Origin of the sequence: Saccharibacillus deserti (assembly GCF_013618475.1) — a bacterium.
Lineage (GTDB): Bacteria > Bacillota > Bacilli > Paenibacillales > Paenibacillaceae > Saccharibacillus > Saccharibacillus deserti.
Map to the genome: position 1 here is coordinate 24104 of NZ_JABJVN010000006.1, position 22374 is coordinate 46477.

Here is a 22374-nt window from a genome sequence, read left to right on the forward strand (position 1 = left end):
GAAGACACCCCTTTGCCATAAAGGGGGTGTTCTCCGGGCGCGGTGCCAGAAAGGAGAGCTGGAATGATTTACGGATTTTTGAATGCCCTGACGGCGGCGGCCGCAAGCGATACGAACGACGCCAATAAGACGCCGGATACGACTGCCGAGACGGTCGATAAAGCCGTGTCGTTCACTCAGGGATTGTGGAACAAACTGACGGACGCCGCAACCTGGATCGGCTTGGCCGATACGGCGCTGCGCATCGTGCTGATTATTCTGCTGGCGCAGATCGCGATCCGAGTCACGTACAAGATCATCGACCGGGCGCTGCTGCGTCAAAAAGAAGACACCGGGGACAGCAGGTTCCGCGTGAAGCCGAGACGTTTCGTGACGATCGGCAAACTGCTGAAAAATATGGTGGTCATCGTGCTTAACTTCATGATGATGCTGCTTATTATTTCGGAACTCGGTTACAATCTTGCTCCGCTGATCGCCGGTGCCGGCGTTATCGGCCTCGCCATCGGTTTCGGCGCGCAAAGTCTGGTCAAAGACGTCATTACCGGATTTTTCATCGTGTTCGAAGATCAGTTTGCGGTCGGGGATGTCGTCCAGATCACCACGTTCAAAGGCACGGTCGAAGTGATCGGCCTGCGGACGACCCGGCTGCGCAATTGGAACGGGGAAGTGTACGTCATCCCGAACGGTATTATTACGAACGTGACGAACTTCTCGCTTGCCGATGCCAAAGCGGTTATCGATATTCCGATGAGCGCGGAGCGTCCGCTGGACGAAGCGACCCATCTGGTAGCCCGTTCTTTGGAAAAAGTGCATGACCATAATGCCAAAATCTTGGCTCCGCCGAATATCCTCGGGGTGCAGGCGATGACGACGGGCGAGTACACGCTGCGCATCTCGGTCAGCTGTTCGCCGAATGCCCAAGCCGAGGTCGAAAGCATGATCCGCGGAGAGATCAAGCGGGCCATGGAACGCGACGATGCGCTCAAGCAGGCGCTGGCCGAAGAATCCGAGCGCAATGCGCAGGCGGAAGACGAAGCGAAGGCCAAGCCGGAGGAAGCTGCGAAAGCGGAAACGGCTCCGGTTCCGCAGAAGCCGGAAGGACCGGGCAAACCGGAGTCCGAGAAGACCGATGCGGAGAAAACGCCGAACACGGAAGACAAGCCGCATTCGGCGCAGTAAGGAAAAGGGGGTGTTCCGGTTGGAACGCAAAGTATTCGCTCTGGGGGACATCGTACAGATGAAAAAGCCGCATCCGTGCGGCAGCAACGAAATGGAGATCATTCGTATGGGCATGGACATCCGGATCAAATGCACCGGATGCCAGCACAGCGTACTCATTCCGCGCGCGAAATTCGAGAAGAACATGAAGAAAGTGCTCAAAGCCGCGGCGGCGGAAGAACAGCCTGAATAAATCTTTGTCCGCAAAATGAATGGGAAAGAGTCCGGACCCTCGCCAACTGCTGCGCCGGCAGAGCGGGCGGGCTGTACCGGACTCTTATTTTTATCATCAAAAACGGAAAATTTCGCTAAAGCGCTTGATTTCGTCCGAAGCCTGCTATATAATAAATCTTGTTGTGAAACTTGCTTTGTGGAGAGGTACCCAAGAGGCCCAAGGGGGCTGACTCGAAATCAGTTAGGCGTGTCAAAGCGTGCGTGGGTTCGAATCCCACCCTCTCCGCCATATTGTTACTCAGACTAACGACCATGGGTCGTTTTTTTGTTTTTATGGACTGGAAATTTTTATTGCTTGCAATAAAGAAGTCTGGTATAATAATACGGTCCGGGCTTACAGCCCGTTCCTTGCTCCCAACCCGATTGGGGGCCTTAGACCAAAAGGAGGTGAAACATATGCGTAACTATGAAGTGATGTACATCATTCGTCCAGACGTTGAACAAGAAGCGGTAGACGCTGCTATCAATAAATTCTCTGGCGTTATCACTGACGGTAACGGCGAAATTACCAAGCACGATGCTATGGGTAAACGTCGCCTCGCGTATGAGATCAAGAAATTCCGTGACGGATTCTACGTTCTGACTAACTTTACGGCAGCGCCGGAAGTTATCGTTGAACTTGAACGCGTTATGAAAATTTCCGATGATGTCATCCGCTATCTGATTACCGCAGTACCAACGAAGTAATCGTCGAACTTAGAGCCTGATTTCATACCGAAGCAATCCGCTTGATATGAAAACGCAGGCTCTACCGGCAAAGGAGGGGACCGAGATGTTGAACCGAGTCATTCTGATCGGCCGGCTGACACGTGACCCTGAGCTGCGGTACACGCCTGCGGGCGTAGCCGTAACCCAGTTTACGATTGCAGTCGACCGTCCGTTTACGAGCCAGGGTGGAGAACGCGAAGCGGACTTCATTCCGGTAGTCACCTGGCGCCAATTGGCGGAAACCTGTGCGAACTATTTGCGCAAGGGACGCCTGACGGCGGTGGAAGGCCGTATTCAAGTACGGAATTACGAGAATAACGAAGGCAAACGTGTATACGTAACCGAAGTTATTGCCGATAACGTCCGTTTCCTGGAATCGCCGAACCGCGAAGGCGGCGGCGGATCGGGCCGTGAAGAGTCGTCTTCCAATGGAGGCGGCAACAGTGGCAGCAGCGGCGGTGGAAATCGTCCCGAACCATCTTACGGTGGTGGCGGAGGCGGCGGAAACCGCGGCGGTGGCAGCCAAGCTCCTCGTGGAGGCGGCAGCAGCAATAATCAGGATCCTTTTTCCGATGACGGAAGACCGATCGATATTTCGGATGACGACCTGCCATTCTAACAACAGAAAGGACTGAATCGAATGGGCTTTAAACAACGTGATACCGGGGACGGCGAAAGACGTCCTAGCGGCGGCCGTCGTGGTCGCAACAAGCGTCGTAAAGTGTGTTACTTCACAGTAAACAAGATCACTTTTATCGATTATAAAGATACGGACCTGCTCCGTAAATTTATCAGCGAGCGCGGTAAAATTCTGCCTCGTCGTGTAACAGGCACAAGCGCGAAATATCAGCGCATGCTGACTGTTGCTATCAAACGTTCGCGTCAGGTAGCTCTGCTGCCTTACACAACGGAATAGTACGAACTCCCAAGAGACGATCGGCATCTGCCGGTTGTCTCTTTTTTTGTGCAGAAAGAGGATCGTTTACCGGGACAAAAAAAGCTGTACAAATATGAAAACGTTCTTATAATAGAAGGAAGCTAAAAAACCCGGTGACAAAAAAGACTATCCTTTTTCGGACAGTATGCTAAAATGAAAAAACTCCCTATTTTAAAGACATCTTCCTCAAACCTTTTCCTTTCATCGCATATTCTTGTCATATTACCTGACGTAAAAAGAATTCGATTTGCATGATTGACGTTAAAAGGTTCCTTTTGTGTAGGAAATATAGTTTTTTTATGCACAAAAGAGATAGAATATACAGATTGATTACGGAAACACAGTATAAAAAGGTGTTTTTTCTCAAAAAAAGTATTGACGTGAGTATATTTTACACGTAGTATTTACATTAAATTTACCGTTGGTTCATTAAGCCGAAGCGCTAAAGTAAGCAGTGGTGCGGTTTTAAATCGACCAAAGGTTAAATGTAAAGGTCTAAAAATGCTTTATACATTTATGCTCAGCCGAATTAGCAGGTTGTAAACCGTCTTCCGGCAAGCATTCCCGCCAATCGGGAAAGGTTTTCGTTTCCTGTCGTTGGGATTAGAGAGAAGCGTTTCTAGTCCGCTTGTCGCCCGTCGTCAAAGGTTTGTTTAAAATAATCAGGATGCTTCACGATTTCCGATTATTTTTATAGCTTTTGCAGCTTTTAAACTTCGATTAGGGGGATCTACATGAAAAAGAGATTATCTTTGATGCTTGTGACGATTATGGCCTTTGGTTCGATTTTGGCCGCTTGCGGCGGCGGAGAAGAAGCGGCGCCGGCAGAGACGACGCCTACGGAAACGACAGACACGACGACACCTGCCGAAACGGGTACGGAAGAAGCGGAACCGGCGGAAGGTGCGGAAAGCGCGATCGGCCTGACAGAAGCGGAAGACACCAGTTTGAATCCGGCTCCTGCCGTAGCGCGTACGGACTCCGCCATTCTGGGTACGGTAGCGCCGCAGGGCGTATTCAACCCGCTGTTCCACCAGACCGCTTACGACTTTGCCATCGATGATACAATCTTTTCTTCCCTGATCAAAATCAAGGGCGACGGCACGTATGAGAACGATCTCGCCGACAACATCGAAATTTCCGAAGACAACAAAACGTATACGTTCCACATCAAAGATAACGCCAAGTACAGCGACGGTACTCCGGTAACAGCCAAAGACTACCTGTTCACGATGAAACTGTACATGGATTCGAGTTATGACGGACAATCCGATCCGCTCAGCTGGAACGTGGTAGGTTCCAAAGAATATAACGCCGGTACGGCCAAAGACATTTCCGGAATCAAAGTTATCGACGACCAAACGGTATCCGTTACGGTCAGCGATTACGATGCCATGACTCAGGTTAACCTGGGCGCGGTGACTCCTCTGTCCGAAGCTTATTACGGCAAAGGCTACAAACAGGGTGATCTGAGCAGCGTCAAACAGCTCAACGACAAGCCGATGGGCCCTGGACCTTACAAACTGACCAAGTACACGCCGGGTCAGGAAGTCGATCTGCAGGCCAACGAGAACTACCACGGCGGAGCGGCCAAGATTCCGAACCTGATCTATAAAGTAACGACCGATACAACGAACATGGCAATGCTGCAGTCCGGCGAGACCGACCTCGATAACGTAACGGTTAACGAAGACAACGTCGAAGAACTGAAAAGCGTAGGCTTCCTGGACGTGAACGTTCTGAAAAACAACGGGTACGGCTATGTGGCCATGAACAATAAAAACCCGCTGTTCGCCGACAAGAAAGTTCGTCAGGCCCTGACTTACGGTCTGAACCGTGCGGAAGTGGTCGAAGCGGCTTACGGTCCTTATGCCGAAGTCATCAATATCCCGCAGTCCGACGTATCGTGGGCTTACACGGATAAAGATATCGAAGCTTACGACTACGATCTGGAAAAAGCAAAATCGATGCTCGACGAAGCCGGCTGGAAAGAAGGCGCCGACGGCATTCGCGAAAAAGACGGCAAAAAATTCGAAATCAACTTCTCCGCTACGGCGGATAACCCGGTTGTCGATGCACTGATCCCGATCATGACGGAAAACTATGAAGAACTGGGCATCAAGCTCGTTACCGAAACGCTCGACTTCAACGCCATCATGGAGAAAAAGGATAAAGGCGATTACGATATGTTCTTCGCCGCATGGGGTCTGACCCCGGATCCGGACACGACCGTATACATCACGGACGGCGCACAGAACAACTCCGGCTACTCGAATCCGGAAGTCGATGCCCTGTATGCCAAAGGCAAAAAAGAGCTGGATCTTGAAAAACGCAAAGAAATCTATGCTCAGGCTTACCAAATGATCAACGAAGACGCTCCTGAAATCCTGATGTACCAAAGAACGAACATGCTGGCGATCAACGGCAGACTCGACGGTTGGGACATTACTCCTTACAAGGAATACCAACACAGCTTGAACCAAGTCGAAATTGCTCAGTAATAGCCGCACAGGCCGATATTTGGACATCCGATATGCTCAGCTCGAGAGAGCTGGGCATATCGATTTATATGCCAGGAGGAGACGAGTCAATGAGTCAGTATATCATCCGGCGGCTGCTGCAGATGATCCCGACTTTGATCGGTATATCGATCATTGTTTTTGTTATTTCACAGATGGTTCCGGGAGACTATATCACCGCATCGCAGAATCCGAACATGACCGCCGAGCGGGCAGACCAACTGCGGGCGATTTACGGGTTGGATAAACCTGCTATCCAGCAGTATTTTATTTGGGCTAAAAATATGTTAACCGGTAACCTGGGAGATTCCTTCCAGCATAAGATGCCGGTCACCAAAGTTATCAATACTTATGTATGGAACTCTTTCGTGATCGCTTTTGTCACCCTGATTCTGAGTTGGGTAATCGCCGCATTTGTCGGTGTTTTTTCTGCGCAGTTTCAATATTCTTTCTTCGACAAGGTCGTGACCCTGCTTGTGTTCCTGCTGATGTCGCTGCCTTCGTTCTTTATCGGGCTGCTCGCCATCAAATATTTCGCTCTCGATTTGAAATTATTTCCGACCGGTGGGATGACCACGGCCGGATTGAATGCCAGCGGCTGGGCTTATATCAAAGACGTTGCTGGCCATATGATACTGCCGGTGACCGTAATGACTACGCTCAGCGTCGGCAGTTTGACCCGTTACTTCCGTACGGGCATGCTGGAAGTGATCCGTCAGGATTATATCCGTACGGCGCGTGCCAAAGGACTTAACGAGCGAACCGTTATTTTCAAACACGCATTCCGCAACGCCCTGCTTCCGGCCATTACGCTGCTCGGGTTCGAGCTGCCCGCTTTGTTCGGCGGCGCCATGATCCTCGAACGCGTCTTCACCTGGCCGGGTATCGGCCAGATTTATCTGGCTTCGATCAACATGCGGGATTATCCGCTGATGCTTGGATTCACGATGTTCCTGGCGGTATTGACGCTTCTCGGGAACCTGATTTCCGATATCCTGTACGGGGTTGCAGACCCGAGAATTCGTCTAAAGTAGGAGGAGATTGAAAGTGGAACAGCCGCAAAACCGTATGGAGCAGCTTCAGGAGCAGCTCAAAATCGTCAAACCCGAATCTCCGTGGAAAATTGCGGCCCGGCGATTTGCCAAAAACAAACTGGCTCTGGTCGGACTGATTATTCTCGTCCTGATGTTTCTGATTTGTTTTCTCGGACCGTTGTTCTCGCCTTACGAATTGAACCAGACCGACGTCAAGAACAAGAATCAGGCGCCGAATGGCGATTTTTGGCTCGGTACGGACAAGCTGGGGCGCGATATTCTGCTGCGCGTGATGCTGGCCGGACGAATCTCGTTGACCGTAGGTCTGGTCGCAACGGCGATTTCCGTAGCGATCGGAGCAACCCTCGGCGCCGTTGCGGGCTTCTATAGAAGATATGCCGATACGATCATCATGCGGATCGCGGATATTTTCCTGGCTCTGCCGACGCTGCCGATCCTGATTACGCTCGGAGCGATCTTGTCCGACCTTAAGATCGAGCCGTCCAAACGGATTTACTTCCTGATGCTGATTATCGGCCTGCTCGGGTGGGTAGGCCTGGCCCGTCTCGTGCGAAGCCAGATTCTGACCCTGCGCGAGCAGGAATTCATGCAGGCCACCGAAGCGCTCGGCCTGCGCGACAGCCGCAAAATTTTCCTTCACCTCATGCCGAACACCGTTCCGATCATTATCGTATCCGCGACGCTCGGCGTTGCCGGAGCCATTTTGACCGAATCCGTATTGAGCTTCCTCGGCCTGGGTGTCGTGCCGCCTACTCCATCATGGGGCAACATGATCACCGCAGCCAACAGTTTGATCGAATTCCGCAAAAGACCCTGGACCTGGATTCCTCCCGGTCTCTGTATCCTGATTACCGTTACGGCAATTAACCTGATCGGCGACGGTCTGCGAGACGCGCTCGATCCGAAGATGAAGAATAGATAAAGCAGTCCATACTGAAGAAGTAGGAGAGACGAAATGGCAAAAGAATTAGTCGAATTCCGAAACCTCGAGACCCATTTTAAAACGTCCGCAGGCACTGTCAAAGCGGTTAACGATGTCAGCTTTTCCATTCGTGAAGGAGAAACGCTCTGCGTCGTAGGCGAATCCGGCTGCGGCAAAAGCGTGACGGCGATGTCTCTGATGCAGCTGATCGAATCGCCTCCGGGCAAAATCGTCGGCGGCCAGATTCTGTTCGAAGGCAAAGACCTGCTCAAGCTCAGCAAGAAAGACATGAGCCGGCTGCGCGGTAACGATATTGCAATGATTTTCCAGGAGCCGATGTCTTCCCTTAACCCGGTCTTCACGATCGGCAAGCAGATTGCGGAACCGCTGCTGCACCATCTGGGCATGACCCACAAAGAAGCCAAAGCGCGCGTGATCGAACTGATTACGATGGTCGGCATTCCCCGTCCGGAGAAAATCTACGATTCGTATCCGCATGAACTCAGCGGCGGCATGCGCCAGCGGATCATGATCGCGATCGCGCTGAGCTGCAATCCCAAGCTGCTGATCGCCGACGAGCCGACAACGGCGCTCGATGTGACGATTCAAGCCCAGATCCTGGATCTGATGCGCGATATCAAAAGCAAGATGAACACCGCGATCATGATGATTACGCACGATCTGGGCGTCGTAGCCGAGATGGCCGATTTCGTCGTGGTGATGTACGCCGGCAAAGTCATCGAGGAAGCACCTGTGCTGGAACTGTTCAAGAATCCCCAGCATCCGTATACCCAGGGGCTGCTCAAAGCCAAGCCGATCATCAACCAGCGGCAGGAACGGTTGTATTCGATCCCGGGACAGGTTCCGAACCCTGTCAACCTGGGCGACAACTGTCATTTCCACGACCGCTGCGAATTCTGCATGGAAATCTGCAAAGTGAAAACTCCGCCTTTGCGTGCGCATGCGGACGGACACAAGACAGCTTGCTGGCTGTACGAAGAGGAGGGAAAGCGCAATGAGCGAAACGTCGGTTCAGTCGGAACAGCAGCGGAATAGCGGAAGCGGCTCACTCCAACCCCTCGTTCAGGTCGAAAACCTGAAAAAGTATTTCCCGATCATGGGCGGCGTATTCCAGCGCAAGGTGGGAGACGTCAAAGCCGTTGACGGCGTATCTTTTACGATCAATAGAGGCGAGTCTTTCGGTCTGGTCGGCGAGTCCGGCTGCGGTAAAAGCACGATCGGCCGTACTCTGCTTCGTTTGAACGACAAGACAGAAGGCAGCGTACATTTCGAAGGCAAAGATCTGCATGCACTGTCCAAGTCCGAATTGCGGCATATGCGCACCAAGATGCAGATCGTATTCCAGGATCCGTTCAGCTCGCTGAATCCGCGGATCAAGGTCGGTGAAGCCATTGGCGAAGCGCTGCTCGATCACGGTCTTGTCAGCCGCAAAGACGTGAAGGATCGGGTCATCGAAACGATGAAAATCTGCGGACTGGCCGATTATCATTACGACCGCTTCCCGCACGAATTCTCGGGCGGCCAGCGTCAGCGGATCGGGATCGCCCGCGCGCTGATCATGGATCCGGAATTCATCGTAGCCGACGAACCGGTCTCGGCGCTCGATGTGTCGATCCAGGCGCAGATCATCAATCTGATGAGCGACCTGCAGCGCGAGAAGCAGCTGACTTATCTGTTCATCTCCCACGATCTCAGCGTAGTCGAGCATTTGTGCAACCGAGTAGGCGTGATGTATCTCGGCACGATGATGGAGATGGCGCCGACGGACGAGCTGTTCAGCAATCCGCTGCATCCGTATACGAAAGCCCTGATGTCGGCTATTCCGGTACCGGACCCGACCTTGAAGCGCGAACGCATCGTACTTCAGGGAGACATTCCAAGCCCGGCTAACCCGCCGTCCGGCTGCAAGTTCCATACCCGCTGTCCGATGGCTTCGGATATCTGCAAAGAGCAGGTGCCGGAGTATCGCAATATGGGCAACGAACATTTCGTCGCCTGTCACTTCGCCTAGAACTTTCCGCGTGAGAATCTGTCGCGGTCATTCAAGCCGAACTTCGAACGTTTCATTCGAAGTTCGGCTTTTTTACGTGCTTCTGCAGCCGTCTTCCACCTTTAAGTGCGTCCGGCGTCCAACTCGGTTACCGATTTTGAAGAAATCTATCCGAAAAAGCTTCTTTTTGCGAAAAAAAACGGAAAAATTTTGGTTTTTGCAGACTAAAACCGAATTTCGTACGTCTAATAAGCATAAGGAAGGGAGCGGATTGGGTGATGAGCGGTGGCATACATAAAAAAGCGATATTGATTGTGCTGGCTGTGGCCCTGCTGCTGATCCCCCAGCAGCTGCTGGCGGGGCGTCCCAAAGTGGATGCGGCGGCCGCCGTTCTGATCGATGCGCAGACGGGCAAAGTGCTGTGGCAGGTGCAGGGAGACCGGGTGCTTCCGGCCGCGGGGATGACGCAGCTGATGACCGAGTGGCTGGTGCTCGATGCCGTTCGCAGCGGACGGATCGGTTGGGAAGATCCGGTCCGCGTCGGCGGGAAAGCGGAAGCGGTAAAGGTCTCGAAGCCCCATGCCAGCCCGCCCAATAATCGGATTCCGCTGCGGGCCGACGACCAGATTCCGCTGAACGAGCTGTTTATGGGAGTCGCGGTATCTTCTTCGCCAGAAGCGGAGCAGGCTCTGGCCCGGCACGCCGCCGGATCGGAAGCTTCTTTTGCCTGGATGATGAACGAAAAAGCCCGGCGGATCGGCATGTCGGGTTCGACATTGTTCAAGCCGGAACCCGGTAAGGAAGAAGCGGTTTCTTCTTCCGACGGACAGCCTGCGGGCAGCCGGATGACGGCCACAGATGCCGCCAAGCTGTGCCGCGAATTGATCGGAGATCACCCGGAAGTGCTGCGCATGTCTTCGGTGACCCAGACGGAGATCCGTTCGCGCGGGATCTATCTGACGAACAGCAACGCCATGCTGCCCGATTTTGCGGGGCCGCACGCTTATCGGGGAATGGACGGACTCAAAGCTTACGGTTCGGAGCAGTCCGGCTACTCGCTTGCCGGAACCGCCCAGCGGGACGGGCAGCGCTTGATCGTCGTCATTATGGGAGCCGAGAGCCGGGAGAAAAGTTTCCAGGCGGCCAGCCGGCTGCTCGATTACGGCTATGCGCGTTCGGGTTCGTTCGCCGACCGTGCGGCATCCTGGCTGAACCTCGTTTGAGCGGATATTTTCAGGCTCTCCGGTCGGAGTTTTACGCAGCAAAAAAGAACATTCGGGAATCAGCGGCCGTTTCGACGGCCGCTGATTTTTACTTTCCTCCCCCACTTTACGCTATAATAGAAAGGCGGACCGACAAACCGGAAGCGCGGCCAAATTAAGACCGGCATTTTCGGGGTGATGAACAGAAGAATCGTCGACCGCCAACCGTTTAACACCAGTACGTTGTCTCAACGTGATCTGTTGTTCGTTTTGCGCGATTCCTTTATTTGAAAGGCAAGGACTTGGGCAGCGACAAGGGAAGATCGGGCGGAGACAACAGAATAGAGAAGGAGAAATCCGCTATGAATATTGCTTTTTTCCTGCTGCCGAAGCACGAAGTTGCCTTTGTTACACTCGATGCCACGCTTCGCCAGGTCATCGAACGCATGGAACACCATCGATACACCGCCATTCCGATCATCGACAAAGAAGGCGAGTACGCGGGTACCGTGACCGAAGGAGACATTCTTTGGCATATGAAGCATTCCGAAGGACGGATCACTTTTGAGAACGCTTCACGCTTTACCTTAAAAGAAGTCCCGCTGCGCATGAACAACAAGCCCGTATCGATCGAATCGGATATGGCCGACCTGATTACCTTGTCCAAAACGCAAAACTTCGTACCGGTCGTCGACGACCGCGGCCGATTTATCGGGATCGTTCGCCGCAGCCAGATTATCGAATACTGCGCAAGTTTCGTCGCCAAGCAGAACGGCGCTCCCCAAAGCAGGTAACGTTCCGGGGGCTCGGTATCGGCGCCCGCCGCGAATATGCTATAATGATTGTCAAAACTTTAGATCCCAAGGAATCTCGCATGCCGCACGTTCGGTAAGCGGTATTCGTATCCGCACAAGAGGTGAATCGATTTGAAATTGCGTTTATCTTCAGCGATGTGGGCGATCCTGTATCTGCTGGTCCTGCTCTCGCTGTTAACGCCGCTGTCCGCGATCACTCTTTTGGTGATGGTCGTTCCGGCAGCCGTGCTTTACGCCTCTTTGCGCGTAAACGTTTTTTGGCTGCATGTTTTACCCGTTTTGGCGATTTTGGCCGTCTTTTCCGGTACGCTGGCTCCCTACACGCTTATTCTGGCCGTCTATTTCCTCGTGCCCGGTATCGTGATGGGCCATCTGTACAAGAAACGCGCTCCGGCGCTGCAGACGATCGTCTATGGAACGGGAACGCTGCTCGGTATGCTGTTGGTGCTGCTGGCCGGTGCCAAACTGATACTGGGCTTCAACCTGTCCGATTATGTGAGCGACTTCGTGCATCAGACGTTCGATCCGCTGTTGGCCGTGGCGGAGATGAATCCGATGCTGAGCGGGCAGTGGAGTCCGGACTTTATCTTTGCGCTGGCCAACCAGACCGTCATGATGATTCCGCTCGGGATGACCGTCAGTTCGTTCATTCTGGCCGTCGTCACGCACGCGATCGTGCGGCCGACTCTGGCTTCCATGGGCGTCGCCGCGCCGAAGCTGCGGCCCGCGCATGAATGGAGACTTCCGCGGGCGCTGATTTTCTATTATTTCATCGTTCTGATCGTGGATATGGTGACTTACAATCAGGCGGACGGATTCTGGAAAGCGGCGGCCGTCAATCTGCTTCCGCTGCTGCAGTTCTGTTTTATCGTACAGGCTATCGGGTTCTGGTTCTTCTTGGGGCACGTCAAAAAATGGCATCGGGTGATTTCTATTCTGCTGGCGATCGTTACGGTTATTTTCCCGCCAATGCGAATCATAGGGATTATCGATCTGGCTTTCCCGCTGCGCGAGTACATTACGAGACCTAGACGATAGGGTGAGGAAACCATGCCAAACTTTTTGCTGAAACGCTGGTACGGATATCGGACGGTCTGGGCGTTTCTTCTGCTGCTGACGCTGACGGTCTTCGTGTCGATCTATAACTGGCTGCTCGGCCTGGTGTCCTTATGTCTGGTATTTGCCGTCGTCTTCGTTATGCTGAGGGCCGAGCTTAAATTCAGGCAGGGGCTTGCCGAATATACGTCTACCCTCTCCTACCGCGTGCACAGCATCGAAAGCGAAATCGCAAGCCGGCTGCCGTTCGGACTGCTGCTCTACGACGCCGAACGGACGGTCGAATGGCATAACCGCCAGGTCGCCCAACTGTTCGAAGTCGAAACGGCCGTAGGCCTTCCGCTCGCGGAACTGCTGCCCGGTCTTCCTCCGCTGAGCCGGGACCGCAAAGACGGTTCGAAAGAGCCGCTCAATCTGGTTCGGGCAGAGATCGAAGTGGGCAAGCAGACGTACGATGTCCACGTCTATCCGGAAGAACGATTGATTTATCTGCAAAAAATGACGGAAATGGCCGAACTGCGGGAACGCTATGAGAAAGAAAGCCTGGCTCTGGGCATCCTGCTGTTCGACAATCTCGACGAAGCGTTCCAGGGAATGGACGACCAGCAGCGGACGCTGACGATTGCCAGAGCGACGACGCTTATCAACGGCTGGGCCCGTCAGTACGACGTTTATCTGCGGAGGCTGTCCAGCGAGCGGTATATGATGCTGCTGAATCAGGCTTCGCTCGACAAGCTGGAGCACAGCCGCTTCGTTATTCTTGACGAAGTGCGCGAATCGACAAGCGATCTGAAAGTTCCGATGACCCTCAGTATCGGTCTGGCCTGCGGGAGCGAGAAGATCAGCGAGTTGGGCGCGCTGGCGCAGTCGAGTCTCGATATGGCACTCGGCCGCGGCGGGGATCAGGCTGCCGTGAAAGTGGGGCAGCGGCTGTCCTTTTACGGAGGGCGTTCCAACGCCGTCGAGAAGCGGACCCGCGTTCGCGCCCGCGTGATCGCTCACGCGCTGCGCGATCTGATGAAGCGCAGCGACCGGGTGCTGATTATGGGACACAAGAATCCCGATATGGACGTGATCGGTGCAGCGATCGGCATGCTCAAAGCCGCCGATCAGCTGGAAGTCGAAGCGAGCATCGTGCTTGACGGCGACAATCCGTCCATCACCAAGATGATGGAGCGCATTCGCACCGACGCCACGCTGGCGGACCGGTTCACTTCGCCGGAGGAGTCGCTTGCGCTGATGACCGAGCGAACGCTGCTGGTCGTGGTCGACACGCACAAGCAGTCGCTGACGATCGAACCCAAGCTGGTTCAGCGGGCGAAGCAGGTGGTCGTCATCGACCATCACCGCCGCAGCGAAGAATTTATCAACGAAGCCGTTATCGTCTATCTGGAACCGTATGCTTCGTCGGCCAGCGAACTGGTGACGGAACTGCTGCAGTATATCCACGACAATATGGCATTGACGCCGCTTGAAGCGACCACGCTGCTGGCCGGCATTACGATGGACACCAAGCATTTCACCCTGCATACCGGCTCGCGTACCTTCGAAGCGGCAGGGTTCCTGCGCCGGAGCGGAGCGGATACCGTCCTGGTACAGCGTATCCTCAAAGAGGATTTGGGCGAGTATATCTCGAAAGCAGAAATTATCAAGAATGCCCGCATTGTCATGGGCGGTGTGGCGATCGCGGCAACCGACGAAGGCCGGCAGTTTCCGCAGCTGCTGATCGCCCAGGCCGCCGACACGCTGCTTAATATGACCGATGTGAACGCATCGTTTGTCATCGGCAGCCGCCCGGACGGGCTGACGGCAATCAGCGCCCGCTCGTTCGGAAAGATCAACGTTCAGGTCGTCATGGAACGGTTGGGCGGCGGCGGGCATTTGACCAATGCGGCGGTACAGCTCGATATCTCCCCGCAGGAAGCGGAGAAGAAGCTGGTTGCCGTGCTTGAAGATATCGAAAAGGAAGAGGGGCTATTCGAATGAAGGTTATTTTTCTGAAAGACGTAAAAGGACAAGGCAAAAAAGGTGAAGTGAAAGAAGTCTCGGAAGGTTACGCACAGAACTTCCTGTTCAAGAACGGCGTCGCCAAACCGGCTACCCAAGGCAACGTGAAAACGCTGGAAAACCAGCATGCCGCCGAAGAAAAACGCAAGGAAGAAGAGAAACAAGAAGCCGTGGAGCTTGGCAAAAAGCTGGAAGAAGCCACGATCGAGATCAAAGCCAAATCCGGCGAAGGCGGCCGTCTATTCGGAGCCATCACAAGCAAACAAATCGGCGAAGCGCTATCCAAGCAGGGCTTCAAAGTCGACAAGCGCAAAATCGAGCTGGATGAGCCGATCCGTACGCTGGGCGTCACTCAGATCTTGATTAAACTCCACAAGGACGTCAAAGCTACGCTCAAGGTTCAGGTTTCGGAGGAATAAGATGGGCGAGGATCTCTTTTTCGACCGGGTTCCGCCGCAAAATCTGGAAGCGGAGCAGGCCGTGCTGGGTGCGGTACTGCTTCAGGCCGAGTCACTTATTACAGTCATGGAGAAAATTACGGCCGACGATTTCTACGACAAGTCGCACCAGATGATATTCGAGGCTATGGTCCAGCTCGGGGAAGAGAGTCAGCCGATCGACCTCGTGACGCTGACCTCGCTGCTCAAAGACAGGGGTCAGCTGGAAGATCTCGGCGGGGTCAGCTATTTGGCCAAACTGGCAAATGCCGTTCCGACGGCTGCCAACGTCGAATATTATGCGCAGATGATCGAAGAAAAAGCGATGCTGCGCCGGCTGATCCGCACCGCGACGCAAATCGTCAGCGAAGGCTATACCGGCGGCGAAGACGTCGGGCTGATGCTGAGCGACGCGGAGCGCAAAATTCTCGAGATTTCCAACCGCCGCTCCAGCGGCGGTTTTGTCGCGATTCGCGATGTGCTCATGGAAGTGTTCGACCGCGTCGAAATGTTGAATCAAAACAGCGGCAACTCGACCGGCATTCCGTCCGGCTTTGTCGATCTCGATCGGATGACAGCCGGATTCCAGCGCAACGATCTCATCATCCTGGCGGCGCGTCCTTCGGTCGGCAAGACGGCGTTTGCCCTGAACGTTGCGCAGAACGTATCGGTACGGGCGGGAGAGACGGTAGCCATTTTTAGTCTGGAAATGTCGGCGGCTCAGCTCGTTCAGCGGATGATCTGCGCCGAAGCCAACCTTGATGCGAGCGTAATGCGTACGGGCGAATTCAAGGACGAGGACTGGACCAAACTCACGATGGGGATTGCGTCGCTGTCCGAAGCCGAAATCTATATCGACGATACCCCTGGGATTACGGTAGCCGATATTCGTTCCAAATGCCGCCGGCTCAAAAAAGAGCGGGGACTCGGCATGATCGTGATCGACTATCTCCAGCTGATCCAGGGCCGCGGCAAGTCGGGCGAGAACCGTCAGCAGGAAGTTTCCGAGATTTCGCGGACGCTCAAACAGATTGCGCGGGAACTGGAACTGCCGGTTATCGCGCTGTCCCAGCTCAGCCGGGGCGTCGAGCAGCGTCAGGACAAGCGTCCGATGATGTCCGACCTTCGAGAATCCGGCTCGATCGAGCAGGATGCCGATATCGTCGCTTTCTTGTACCGGGACGATTACTACAATGCCGATACGGAAAAAAAGAATATCATCGAGATCATTATCGCCAAGCAGCGGAACGGGCCGGTCGGAACCGTGGAGCTCGTGTTTTTGAAGAACTTCAACAAATTCGTCAATTACGAGCGGGCCCATTCGGATTCGTTTGCCGGATAGAAAAGAGCCGCCGGAGAAATCCGGCGGCTCTCATGTTGTCGAGAACGTCCTATGCGTAGGAGAAGCTCGTCGGCTGCGGGAGAAATTCGTTTCGGTCGCGTGTTGAAATCGGGAAAAGAGATTGAATTTTAATAGAATTTTCCCGATTTCAAAGGCGAACGCTTGCGCTCCTACACTGAATTTCTCCCTTCGCCTTCTCCCTTCACTCGGAATCAGATACTTCTCAACAAGTTGAGCCGCCGGAGAAATCCGGCGGCTCTTTTTTTGGAGATGAGGTTGAGAGACTACAATCTCGTAAGCAGCGAAGTCTGCTTAACGCTGGGCACGGAAACGGGCATGTCCGGCGTTGTCTTTGCGTCCGGGAATTCCGTCTTGCAGCAGCCGGATATGGAAGAAGAACTCGAAAATACCGACGATCAGGGCAATGACGAACATGTCGAAGTAAGAAAGGTTCCAGTCCAACATGGACGAAGCGGCCCAAAGTACGACATACGTCAGAGCGCCATCGGCCAGGGTTGCGGCTGTATTGCCGGCAGCGGGCAGAATAAACATATCGCCGATTACGTAGGCGAGAGCCCCGAGAATGACGGTTACGATTAACGCGCTCACAAAATCGGCTTCTCCGAACCACATCGTCAATCCGATCACGACAATGGCGTTGACCAGCATTTTAACAGCAACCTTAGTCATTTCTTCACCTTCTCTTCGTTGTTTTTCCCTGCTGATGTATAGGCTTGGGTCAAATAAGGAACAGCGCTGTCTTTGTTATTTTTATTTTAAACCGATCGCGCGGATTGAAACCCTTTTATGGAAATGAAAAGGATGAATGGCCGAAAAGAAAAAATTGCGCAAACAATAATGCGAATTCCAAGTAACAGTGTTATACTTAAGTTTAGTTCATACGAAAAACCAAGCCACGCGGTTCTTTGCGGCGACCCGGTCGCCAGGAAAGACGCCGCTGTAGTTTGCACGGCAGCAGTATCAATGCTACCGCTCTGCGGGTGCGATCCGGATTTCGAGCTTCGAAGATTCCGGTACCCGAAGAGCGGCCGGCCCTCTGATAAATACATGCTTTTTTCCTTCGTGGGGAGGGAACGACGGCGCTTGGGCCTGCAAAGGCTTAAGCGCCGGTATGAAGCAGACTGCAAAAAGCGGAAGAGACTGTCTCTTCCGCTTTTTTGCGTTTTCTTGGCGTCAAGCTTTGCTTGCTCCCTCCTCATTTCCGAACATTAAATTCCTTCTGCTTCTTATTCGTTCGTTATTTATTTGACTTTGAAAAAACGGGCTGGTACACTGTAATTGCTGCGTTAAAGCAGCGCAAGGAGCGCTTTTTCGTATTCTGCGTCCTTTTTTTCAGGCGAAAATGCGTACAAAAGCCGTCTCCGCTCGTCCGTTAGCACGCTTCTCCGCCGGTATTTTCCACTGACGAAATTCCTGCCGGGATAGAGGACGGACGACCAATACAAAGGTGCAAAGGCACCCACGGAGGAATGTACAATGTCAACGGTAGTCGTAGTGGGAACGCAGTGGGGAGACGAAGGAAAAGGCAAGATTACGGACTATTTGGCGGAAAGCGCCGACGTGGTCGCCCGTTATCAAGGCGGCAACAACGCGGGCCATACCATTTTGATCGAAAATAAAAAATACAAATTGACGATGATTCCATCGGGCATTTTCTATACGGACAAAGCCTGCGTAATCGGCAACGGGATGGTCATCAACCCGAAAGCGCTGATCGAGGAAATCAACTATATTCACGATAACGACTTCACGACGAAGAACCTGTCCATCAGCGATCGCGCGCATATCATCATGCCGTATCATATGGTGCTGGACGCGCTCGAAGAAGAACGCAAAGGCCCGAACAAGATCGGAACGACCGGCAAAGGCATCGGCCCGTGCTACATGGACAAAGCGGCCCGGATCGGTATCCGCATGGCGGACCTGATGGACGCCGAAGAGTTCGAGCTGAAACTTCGCCATCTGGTCAAAGAAAAGAACCATATGATCGAACAGGTCTACGAAGGCACTCCGGTCGACGTGGAAGAAATCCTCAAAGACTATCTGGCGTATGCCGAAATTCTGCGTCCGTACGTTTGCGACACATCGGTCGTGCTTAACGAATACATCGATCAGGATAAAAAAGTGCTGTTCGAAGGCGCCCAGGGCGTTATGCTCGATATCGACCAAGGCACGTACCCGTTCGTCACTTCGTCCAACCCTTCCGCGGGCGGCGTCTGCATCGGGTCGGGCGTCGGCCCGGCGCGCATCAACCAGGTCATCGGCGTAGCCAAAGCCTATACGACCCGCGTCGGCGACGGTCCTTTCCCGACCGAGCTGCACGACTCGATCGGCGACACGATCCGCGAGACCGGCCACGAGTACGGTACCGTGACGGGCCGTCCGCGCCGCGTCGGCTGGTTCGATACCGTCGTCGTTCGCCACGCCAGACGCGTCAGCGGCATCACGGGCTTGTCCCTGAACTCGCTGGACGTGCTGACCGGTCTCGACACGGTCAAGATCTGCACCGGCTACAAGTTCCGCGGCGAGATCATCTCGCACTATCCGGCAAGCCTCAAGCAGTTGGCGGAATGCGAAGCGGTCTACGAAGAAATGCCGGGCTGGAGCGAAGATATCACCGGGGCCAAGACGCTTGCAGACCTGCCGGAGTCGACCCGCAACTACGTGAAACGCGTCAGCGAATTGACCGGGATTCCGATTGCCATCTTCTCGGTCGGCCGCAACCGCGAGCAGACCAATCCGGTCCTGCCGATCTACGTCTAAGAAACGCGGCGTTCCCGCAGTGCCGCGCTTTATGCGCAAATCAAGCTGCTCAAAACGTCCAAACCCGCGCCCCGCGCGGGTTTTTTGCTTTGCCGCAAAGTTGAATTACCGACCGAAGCTGTGTTAAAGTAGACGAAGGTTTTAAAAGGTTAAAATTTTGACACTATTTCGTCGGTAAGCTGCTGGGCAAAGGAGAAGATTGAAGACCATGAAGAGCTTGAATAACAACAGCCAGGGCGAGGCCGTATCTTCCGAGCAGTCGGAGATGCAGCAGGGGAGCAAGGTCGTCTTGGCCGGGGGAAAGCCGAGAAAGATTCGCCGCTGGGCGGCAGGCATCGCGAGCGGTGTCGTGCTGGCGGGCGGACTGACTTTCGGCGGATTCAAATATGTAGAAGCCCATACGTTCACTTACTATACGGTGTATGCCGGGGATGCGGAGATCGGAACGATCGCCGACAAGAAACAACTCGACGAGCTGATCGCCAAGAAGCGGCAGGAGTTCGAAGCCAAATATCCGAACGCCGACATGAAGCTGTTTACGGCGAACATTCGCGCGGAAAAAGCCGAAGGCTACAAAGTCGTACCGGACACCGCCGCGACGCTGGATAAACTGGAAGGCACAATCAAAGCCTACGCCACCGGCGTCGAGCTGGTCGTGGACGGCAAAGTCATCGGAATCGTCAAAGACGAACAAACGGCGAAGAAGCTGGTAGCCAAAGCGGAAAAGTCCTACATCGAAAAAGGAACCCGAACCGCCGGAACCGCGACGAAAAAGCTGGCTTCGACAGGCAGTTCTTCCGCGGCAGACGCTTCGTCGTCCAAGCTGAATTCGATCCGGATCAACGAGAAGATCGATTACAGCGAGACCGAGACTTCGCCGACGCGTATTCTGACCGAAGAAGAAGCCTACAAGCTGCTGACGGTCGGCAAAAAGGATCCGGTGACCTACACCGTCGCCGAAGGCGATACGGTGAGCTCTATCGCGGCTAAATTCGGGATTACGCAGGACGAGATCTACGCCAACAACACGGATATCAAGGAATTCACGCTGCAGATCGGGGAAGAACTGCGAATCACCCTGCCCGACCCGCTCATTACCGTCACTACGGTCGAATCGGTATCGGAGGTTATTCCGACCGCACCGGAGCTGGTCATTCGCCGGAATTCCGATCTGGCCGAAGGCAAGCGGATCGTCGCTTCTCCCGGCAAAAGCGGAGCAAAACGCGTCGATTACCGCCTGACCAAAGAAAACGGCGAGATCGTGCGCGAAGAATGGGTCGGACAGGAAGTGGTGCGCCGCTCCGCTCCGATTGTCATCGTAAAAGGGACCAAAGTGATCGTCGAAGAAAAGCCGGTGGTGGAAGAAGCCGAGGAAACAAACGAACCGGCCGCGGAAGAACCCGCGGCCGAACGTTCTTCGTCGGAATCCGATGCATCGGAAAAGGAAGCCGCGTCCGAATCTTCTTCGGACAGCGACAACCAGGAAGAAGTGACTTCCGGCGGCAGCGGCTTCAGCTGGCCGGTCAGCGGCGCTTCGATCTCCAGCACCTACGGCACCCGCTGGGGCAAGCTTCATGCCGGAGTCGATCTGACAGGCCCGTCCAATATTATGGCGTCCGCACCCGGTACCGTCACGTACGCCGGCGAGATGAACGGCTACGGCAGTATCGTGATCATCAGCCACGGCGACGGGTTCGAGACCCGCTACGGCCACCTGAGCCGTATCAACGTCAGCTCCGGCCAATCCGTATCGCGCGGCCAGTCGATCGGCGTGATGGGCAATACCGGCCGTTCCACCGGCACTCATCTGCATTTCGAGGTCCGTAAAAACGGCTCGCCGGAAAATCCTTTGTCTTATCTGCCTTAAGACTGTTAAGTCTGCCTAGAGTGATTTTCGCTTTAATGTTTGAGTATTTAATGTTTTGTGTCTTGATATTCTTGAAGTCTTTGCATCTTACGCAGGCAGGCTGAGGCTTTTCCCTGCCGAGGCAGCTTCTTTCTACTTTCTTAAAAAAGCGCCGCCGGTATTTTCCGGCGGCGCTTTTCATGTCTGGAAGGTTTCATGTTGGAGGCTGCCAAGGCAGAGGAGGAAGTCCGTGAAGGAGCTGAGTCTTTTCGAAGAAAAGGCACTTCGGAAGCATATGCTGTGTATCGCCTTTGAAATCGGGAAGCCTCTGCCTGAGTCTAATCCAGCTTCCCGATTTCAACACGCGGCCGAAACGAATTCCCCTGGAGCTCTCCCACGCCTCCTGCCCACAACGAAACTTTCACGACATTCCGCGTCCCCGGACCTTTCCCGGCGGCGCTTTTTCCCGTCTCCTATGGTAAAATAACGAAGATATCCCCGGTAAAGATCCCAAGAAGAACGGGGAGTCGAGCAAGGGGGCCAAACGAAATGCAGGGCAAAATCCTGGTTGTGGACGACGAACAGCCGATTGCGGATATTTTAAAATTCAATCTTGAAAAAGAAGGCTACGAGGTCATCTGCGCGTTCGACGGGATTCGGGCGGTAGAGCTTGCGCTCAGCGAGCGTCCGGACCTGATTCTGCTGGATCTGATGCTGCCGGGCAAAGACGGCATGGACGTCTGCCGCGAAGTGCGGACGCATCTGTCGGTGCCGATCATCATGCTGACCGCCAAAGACGGCGAGATCGACAAGGTGCTGGGCCTGGAGCTGGGCGCGGACGACTACGTTACCAAGCCGTTCAGCACCCGCGAACTGCTGGCCCGGGTCAAAGCGCAGATGCGCAGGCATCAGCCGGGAGCGGCGCTGCATCCGGGCACGGGAGCCCAGCCGCAGCCGCGTCAGGGACTGACCGTGGATGCCCTTTTTATCGATACGGATATGTATATGGTGTACAAGAACGGCGAGCCGCTCGATCTGACGCACCGCGAATACGAACTGGTGTATTATATGGGCAAAAACGCCGGCAAAGTCATGACCCGCGAGCATCTGCTCCAGGCGGTATGGGGTTTTGAATATTTCGGCGACGTGCGCACGGTGGATGTGACGATCCGGCGCCTGCGCGAGAAGATCGAAGACGACCCGAGCAAGCCGGAATACATTTTGACGCGCCGGGGTCTGGGCTACATGATGCGTTCGAACAAGCCCGGAGGGTTTTAGGCC

20 protein-coding genes and 1 tRNA gene are annotated in these 22374 nt (G+C 54.1%); 20 read left to right on the forward strand and 1 reads right to left on the reverse strand.

The features are described from left to right. The first annotated feature begins 63 nt into the window (after positions 1-63). From HOP44_RS15310 to dnaB, 17 genes are all read left to right on the forward strand, one after another. Positions 64-1179 carry a mechanosensitive ion channel family protein gene (locus HOP44_RS15310; RefSeq protein ID WP_172254853.1) on the forward strand — a complete coding sequence of 372 codons (1116 nt, stop codon included), beginning with the start codon at positions 64-66 and terminating at the stop codon, positions 1177-1179. Positions 1180-1198: 19 nt separating this feature from the next. Next, positions 1199-1411 (forward strand): DUF951 domain-containing protein, encoded by a 213-nt coding sequence (locus HOP44_RS15315; protein ID WP_172198987.1) that lies wholly within the window; start codon positions 1199-1201, stop codon positions 1409-1411. Between the two features lie 179 nt (positions 1412-1590). Then, positions 1591-1681: transfer RNA gene (locus tag HOP44_RS15320), tRNA-Ser, on the forward strand. A gap of 167 nt (positions 1682-1848) precedes the next feature. Further along, the gene (gene rpsF / locus HOP44_RS15325; protein WP_172198984.1) at positions 1849-2139 is read left to right on the forward strand and encodes a 30S ribosomal protein S6; all 291 of its coding nucleotides are present in this window, start codon (positions 1849-1851) and stop codon (positions 2137-2139) included. Positions 2140-2224: 85 nt separating this feature from the next. Then, positions 2225-2779 (forward strand): single-stranded DNA-binding protein, encoded by a 555-nt coding sequence (gene ssb, locus HOP44_RS15330; protein WP_172254855.1) that lies wholly within the window; start codon positions 2225-2227, stop codon positions 2777-2779. Between the two features lie 21 nt (positions 2780-2800). Continuing rightward, positions 2801-3076, forward strand: coding sequence for a 30S ribosomal protein S18 (gene rpsR, locus HOP44_RS15335; RefSeq protein WP_172198978.1), 276 nt, complete (start codon positions 2801-2803; stop codon positions 3074-3076). A gap of 755 nt (positions 3077-3831) precedes the next feature. Beyond that, positions 3832-5598, forward strand: a complete 1767-nt coding sequence (locus HOP44_RS15340; protein ID WP_172254857.1) for an ABC transporter substrate-binding protein — start codon at positions 3832-3834, stop codon at positions 5596-5598. Between the two features lie 89 nt (positions 5599-5687). Beyond that, entirely contained in the window at positions 5688-6650 is a 963-nt protein-coding gene (locus HOP44_RS15345) for an ABC transporter permease (protein ID WP_172254859.1), read from the forward strand. Between the two features lie 34 nt (positions 6651-6684). Beyond that, entirely contained in the window at positions 6685-7593 is a 909-nt protein-coding gene (gene opp4C / locus HOP44_RS15350) for an oligopeptide ABC transporter permease (RefSeq protein ID WP_172255302.1), read from the forward strand. Between the two features lie 33 nt (positions 7594-7626). Continuing rightward, a complete protein-coding gene (locus HOP44_RS15355) occupies positions 7627-8649 on the forward strand; it encodes an ABC transporter ATP-binding protein (RefSeq protein ID WP_172254861.1) in 1023 nt (340 codons plus the stop codon). Further along, complete coding sequence (locus HOP44_RS15360; protein WP_172254863.1) at positions 8609-9625, forward strand: ABC transporter ATP-binding protein; 1017 nt, start codon at positions 8609-8611, stop codon at positions 9623-9625. The genes HOP44_RS15355 and HOP44_RS15360 overlap by 41 nt, the downstream gene beginning before the upstream one ends. Positions 9626-9882: 257 nt before the next feature. Beyond that, the gene (locus HOP44_RS15365; RefSeq protein WP_172254865.1) at positions 9883-10827 is read left to right on the forward strand and encodes a D-alanyl-D-alanine carboxypeptidase family protein; all 945 of its coding nucleotides are present in this window, start codon (positions 9883-9885) and stop codon (positions 10825-10827) included. A gap of 341 nt (positions 10828-11168) precedes the next feature. After that, positions 11169-11600 carry a CBS domain-containing protein gene (locus tag HOP44_RS15370; RefSeq protein ID WP_172198965.1) on the forward strand — a complete coding sequence of 144 codons (432 nt, stop codon included), beginning with the start codon at positions 11169-11171 and terminating at the stop codon, positions 11598-11600. 132 nt (positions 11601-11732) lie between these two features. Next, complete coding sequence (locus HOP44_RS15375) at positions 11733-12659, forward strand: DUF2232 domain-containing protein (protein ID WP_172254867.1); 927 nt, start codon at positions 11733-11735, stop codon at positions 12657-12659. A gap of 12 nt (positions 12660-12671) precedes the next feature. Further along, the gene (locus tag HOP44_RS15380; RefSeq protein WP_172254869.1) at positions 12672-14663 is read left to right on the forward strand and encodes a DHH family phosphoesterase; all 1992 of its coding nucleotides are present in this window, start codon (positions 12672-12674) and stop codon (positions 14661-14663) included. Then, positions 14660-15103, forward strand: coding sequence for a 50S ribosomal protein L9 (gene rplI, locus HOP44_RS15385; RefSeq protein WP_172254871.1), 444 nt, complete (start codon positions 14660-14662; stop codon positions 15101-15103). Before HOP44_RS15380 ends, rplI begins: the two co-directional genes overlap by 4 nt. A gap of 1 nt (position 15104) precedes the next feature. Then, on the forward strand, positions 15105-16463 hold the full coding sequence (gene dnaB, locus HOP44_RS15390; protein WP_172254873.1) for a replicative DNA helicase: 1359 nt from the start codon (positions 15105-15107) through the stop codon (positions 16461-16463). A 312-nt stretch (positions 16464-16775) separates the two neighbouring features. On the opposite strand, the gene HOP44_RS15395 is transcribed toward dnaB, so the two are convergent. Next, entirely contained in the window at positions 16776-17153 is a 378-nt protein-coding gene (locus HOP44_RS15395; RefSeq protein ID WP_172254875.1) for a DUF2512 family protein, read from the reverse strand. Positions 17154-17960: 807 nt separating this feature from the next. On the opposite strand from HOP44_RS15395, the gene HOP44_RS15400 reads away from it, so the two are divergent. The 3 genes from HOP44_RS15400 (at position 17961) to yycF (ending at position 22371) form a co-directional block, all read left to right on the forward strand. Then, positions 17961-19247, forward strand: coding sequence for an adenylosuccinate synthase (locus HOP44_RS15400; protein ID WP_172254877.1), 1287 nt, complete (start codon positions 17961-17963; stop codon positions 19245-19247). 208 nt (positions 19248-19455) lie between these two features. Beyond that, positions 19456-21114 (forward strand): M23 family metallopeptidase, encoded by a 1659-nt coding sequence (locus HOP44_RS15405; RefSeq protein WP_172254878.1) that lies wholly within the window; start codon positions 19456-19458, stop codon positions 21112-21114. A gap of 528 nt (positions 21115-21642) precedes the next feature. Next, complete coding sequence (yycF, locus tag HOP44_RS15410) at positions 21643-22371, forward strand: response regulator YycF (protein ID WP_172254879.1); 729 nt, start codon at positions 21643-21645, stop codon at positions 22369-22371. Positions 22372-22374: the final 3 nt, after the last annotated feature.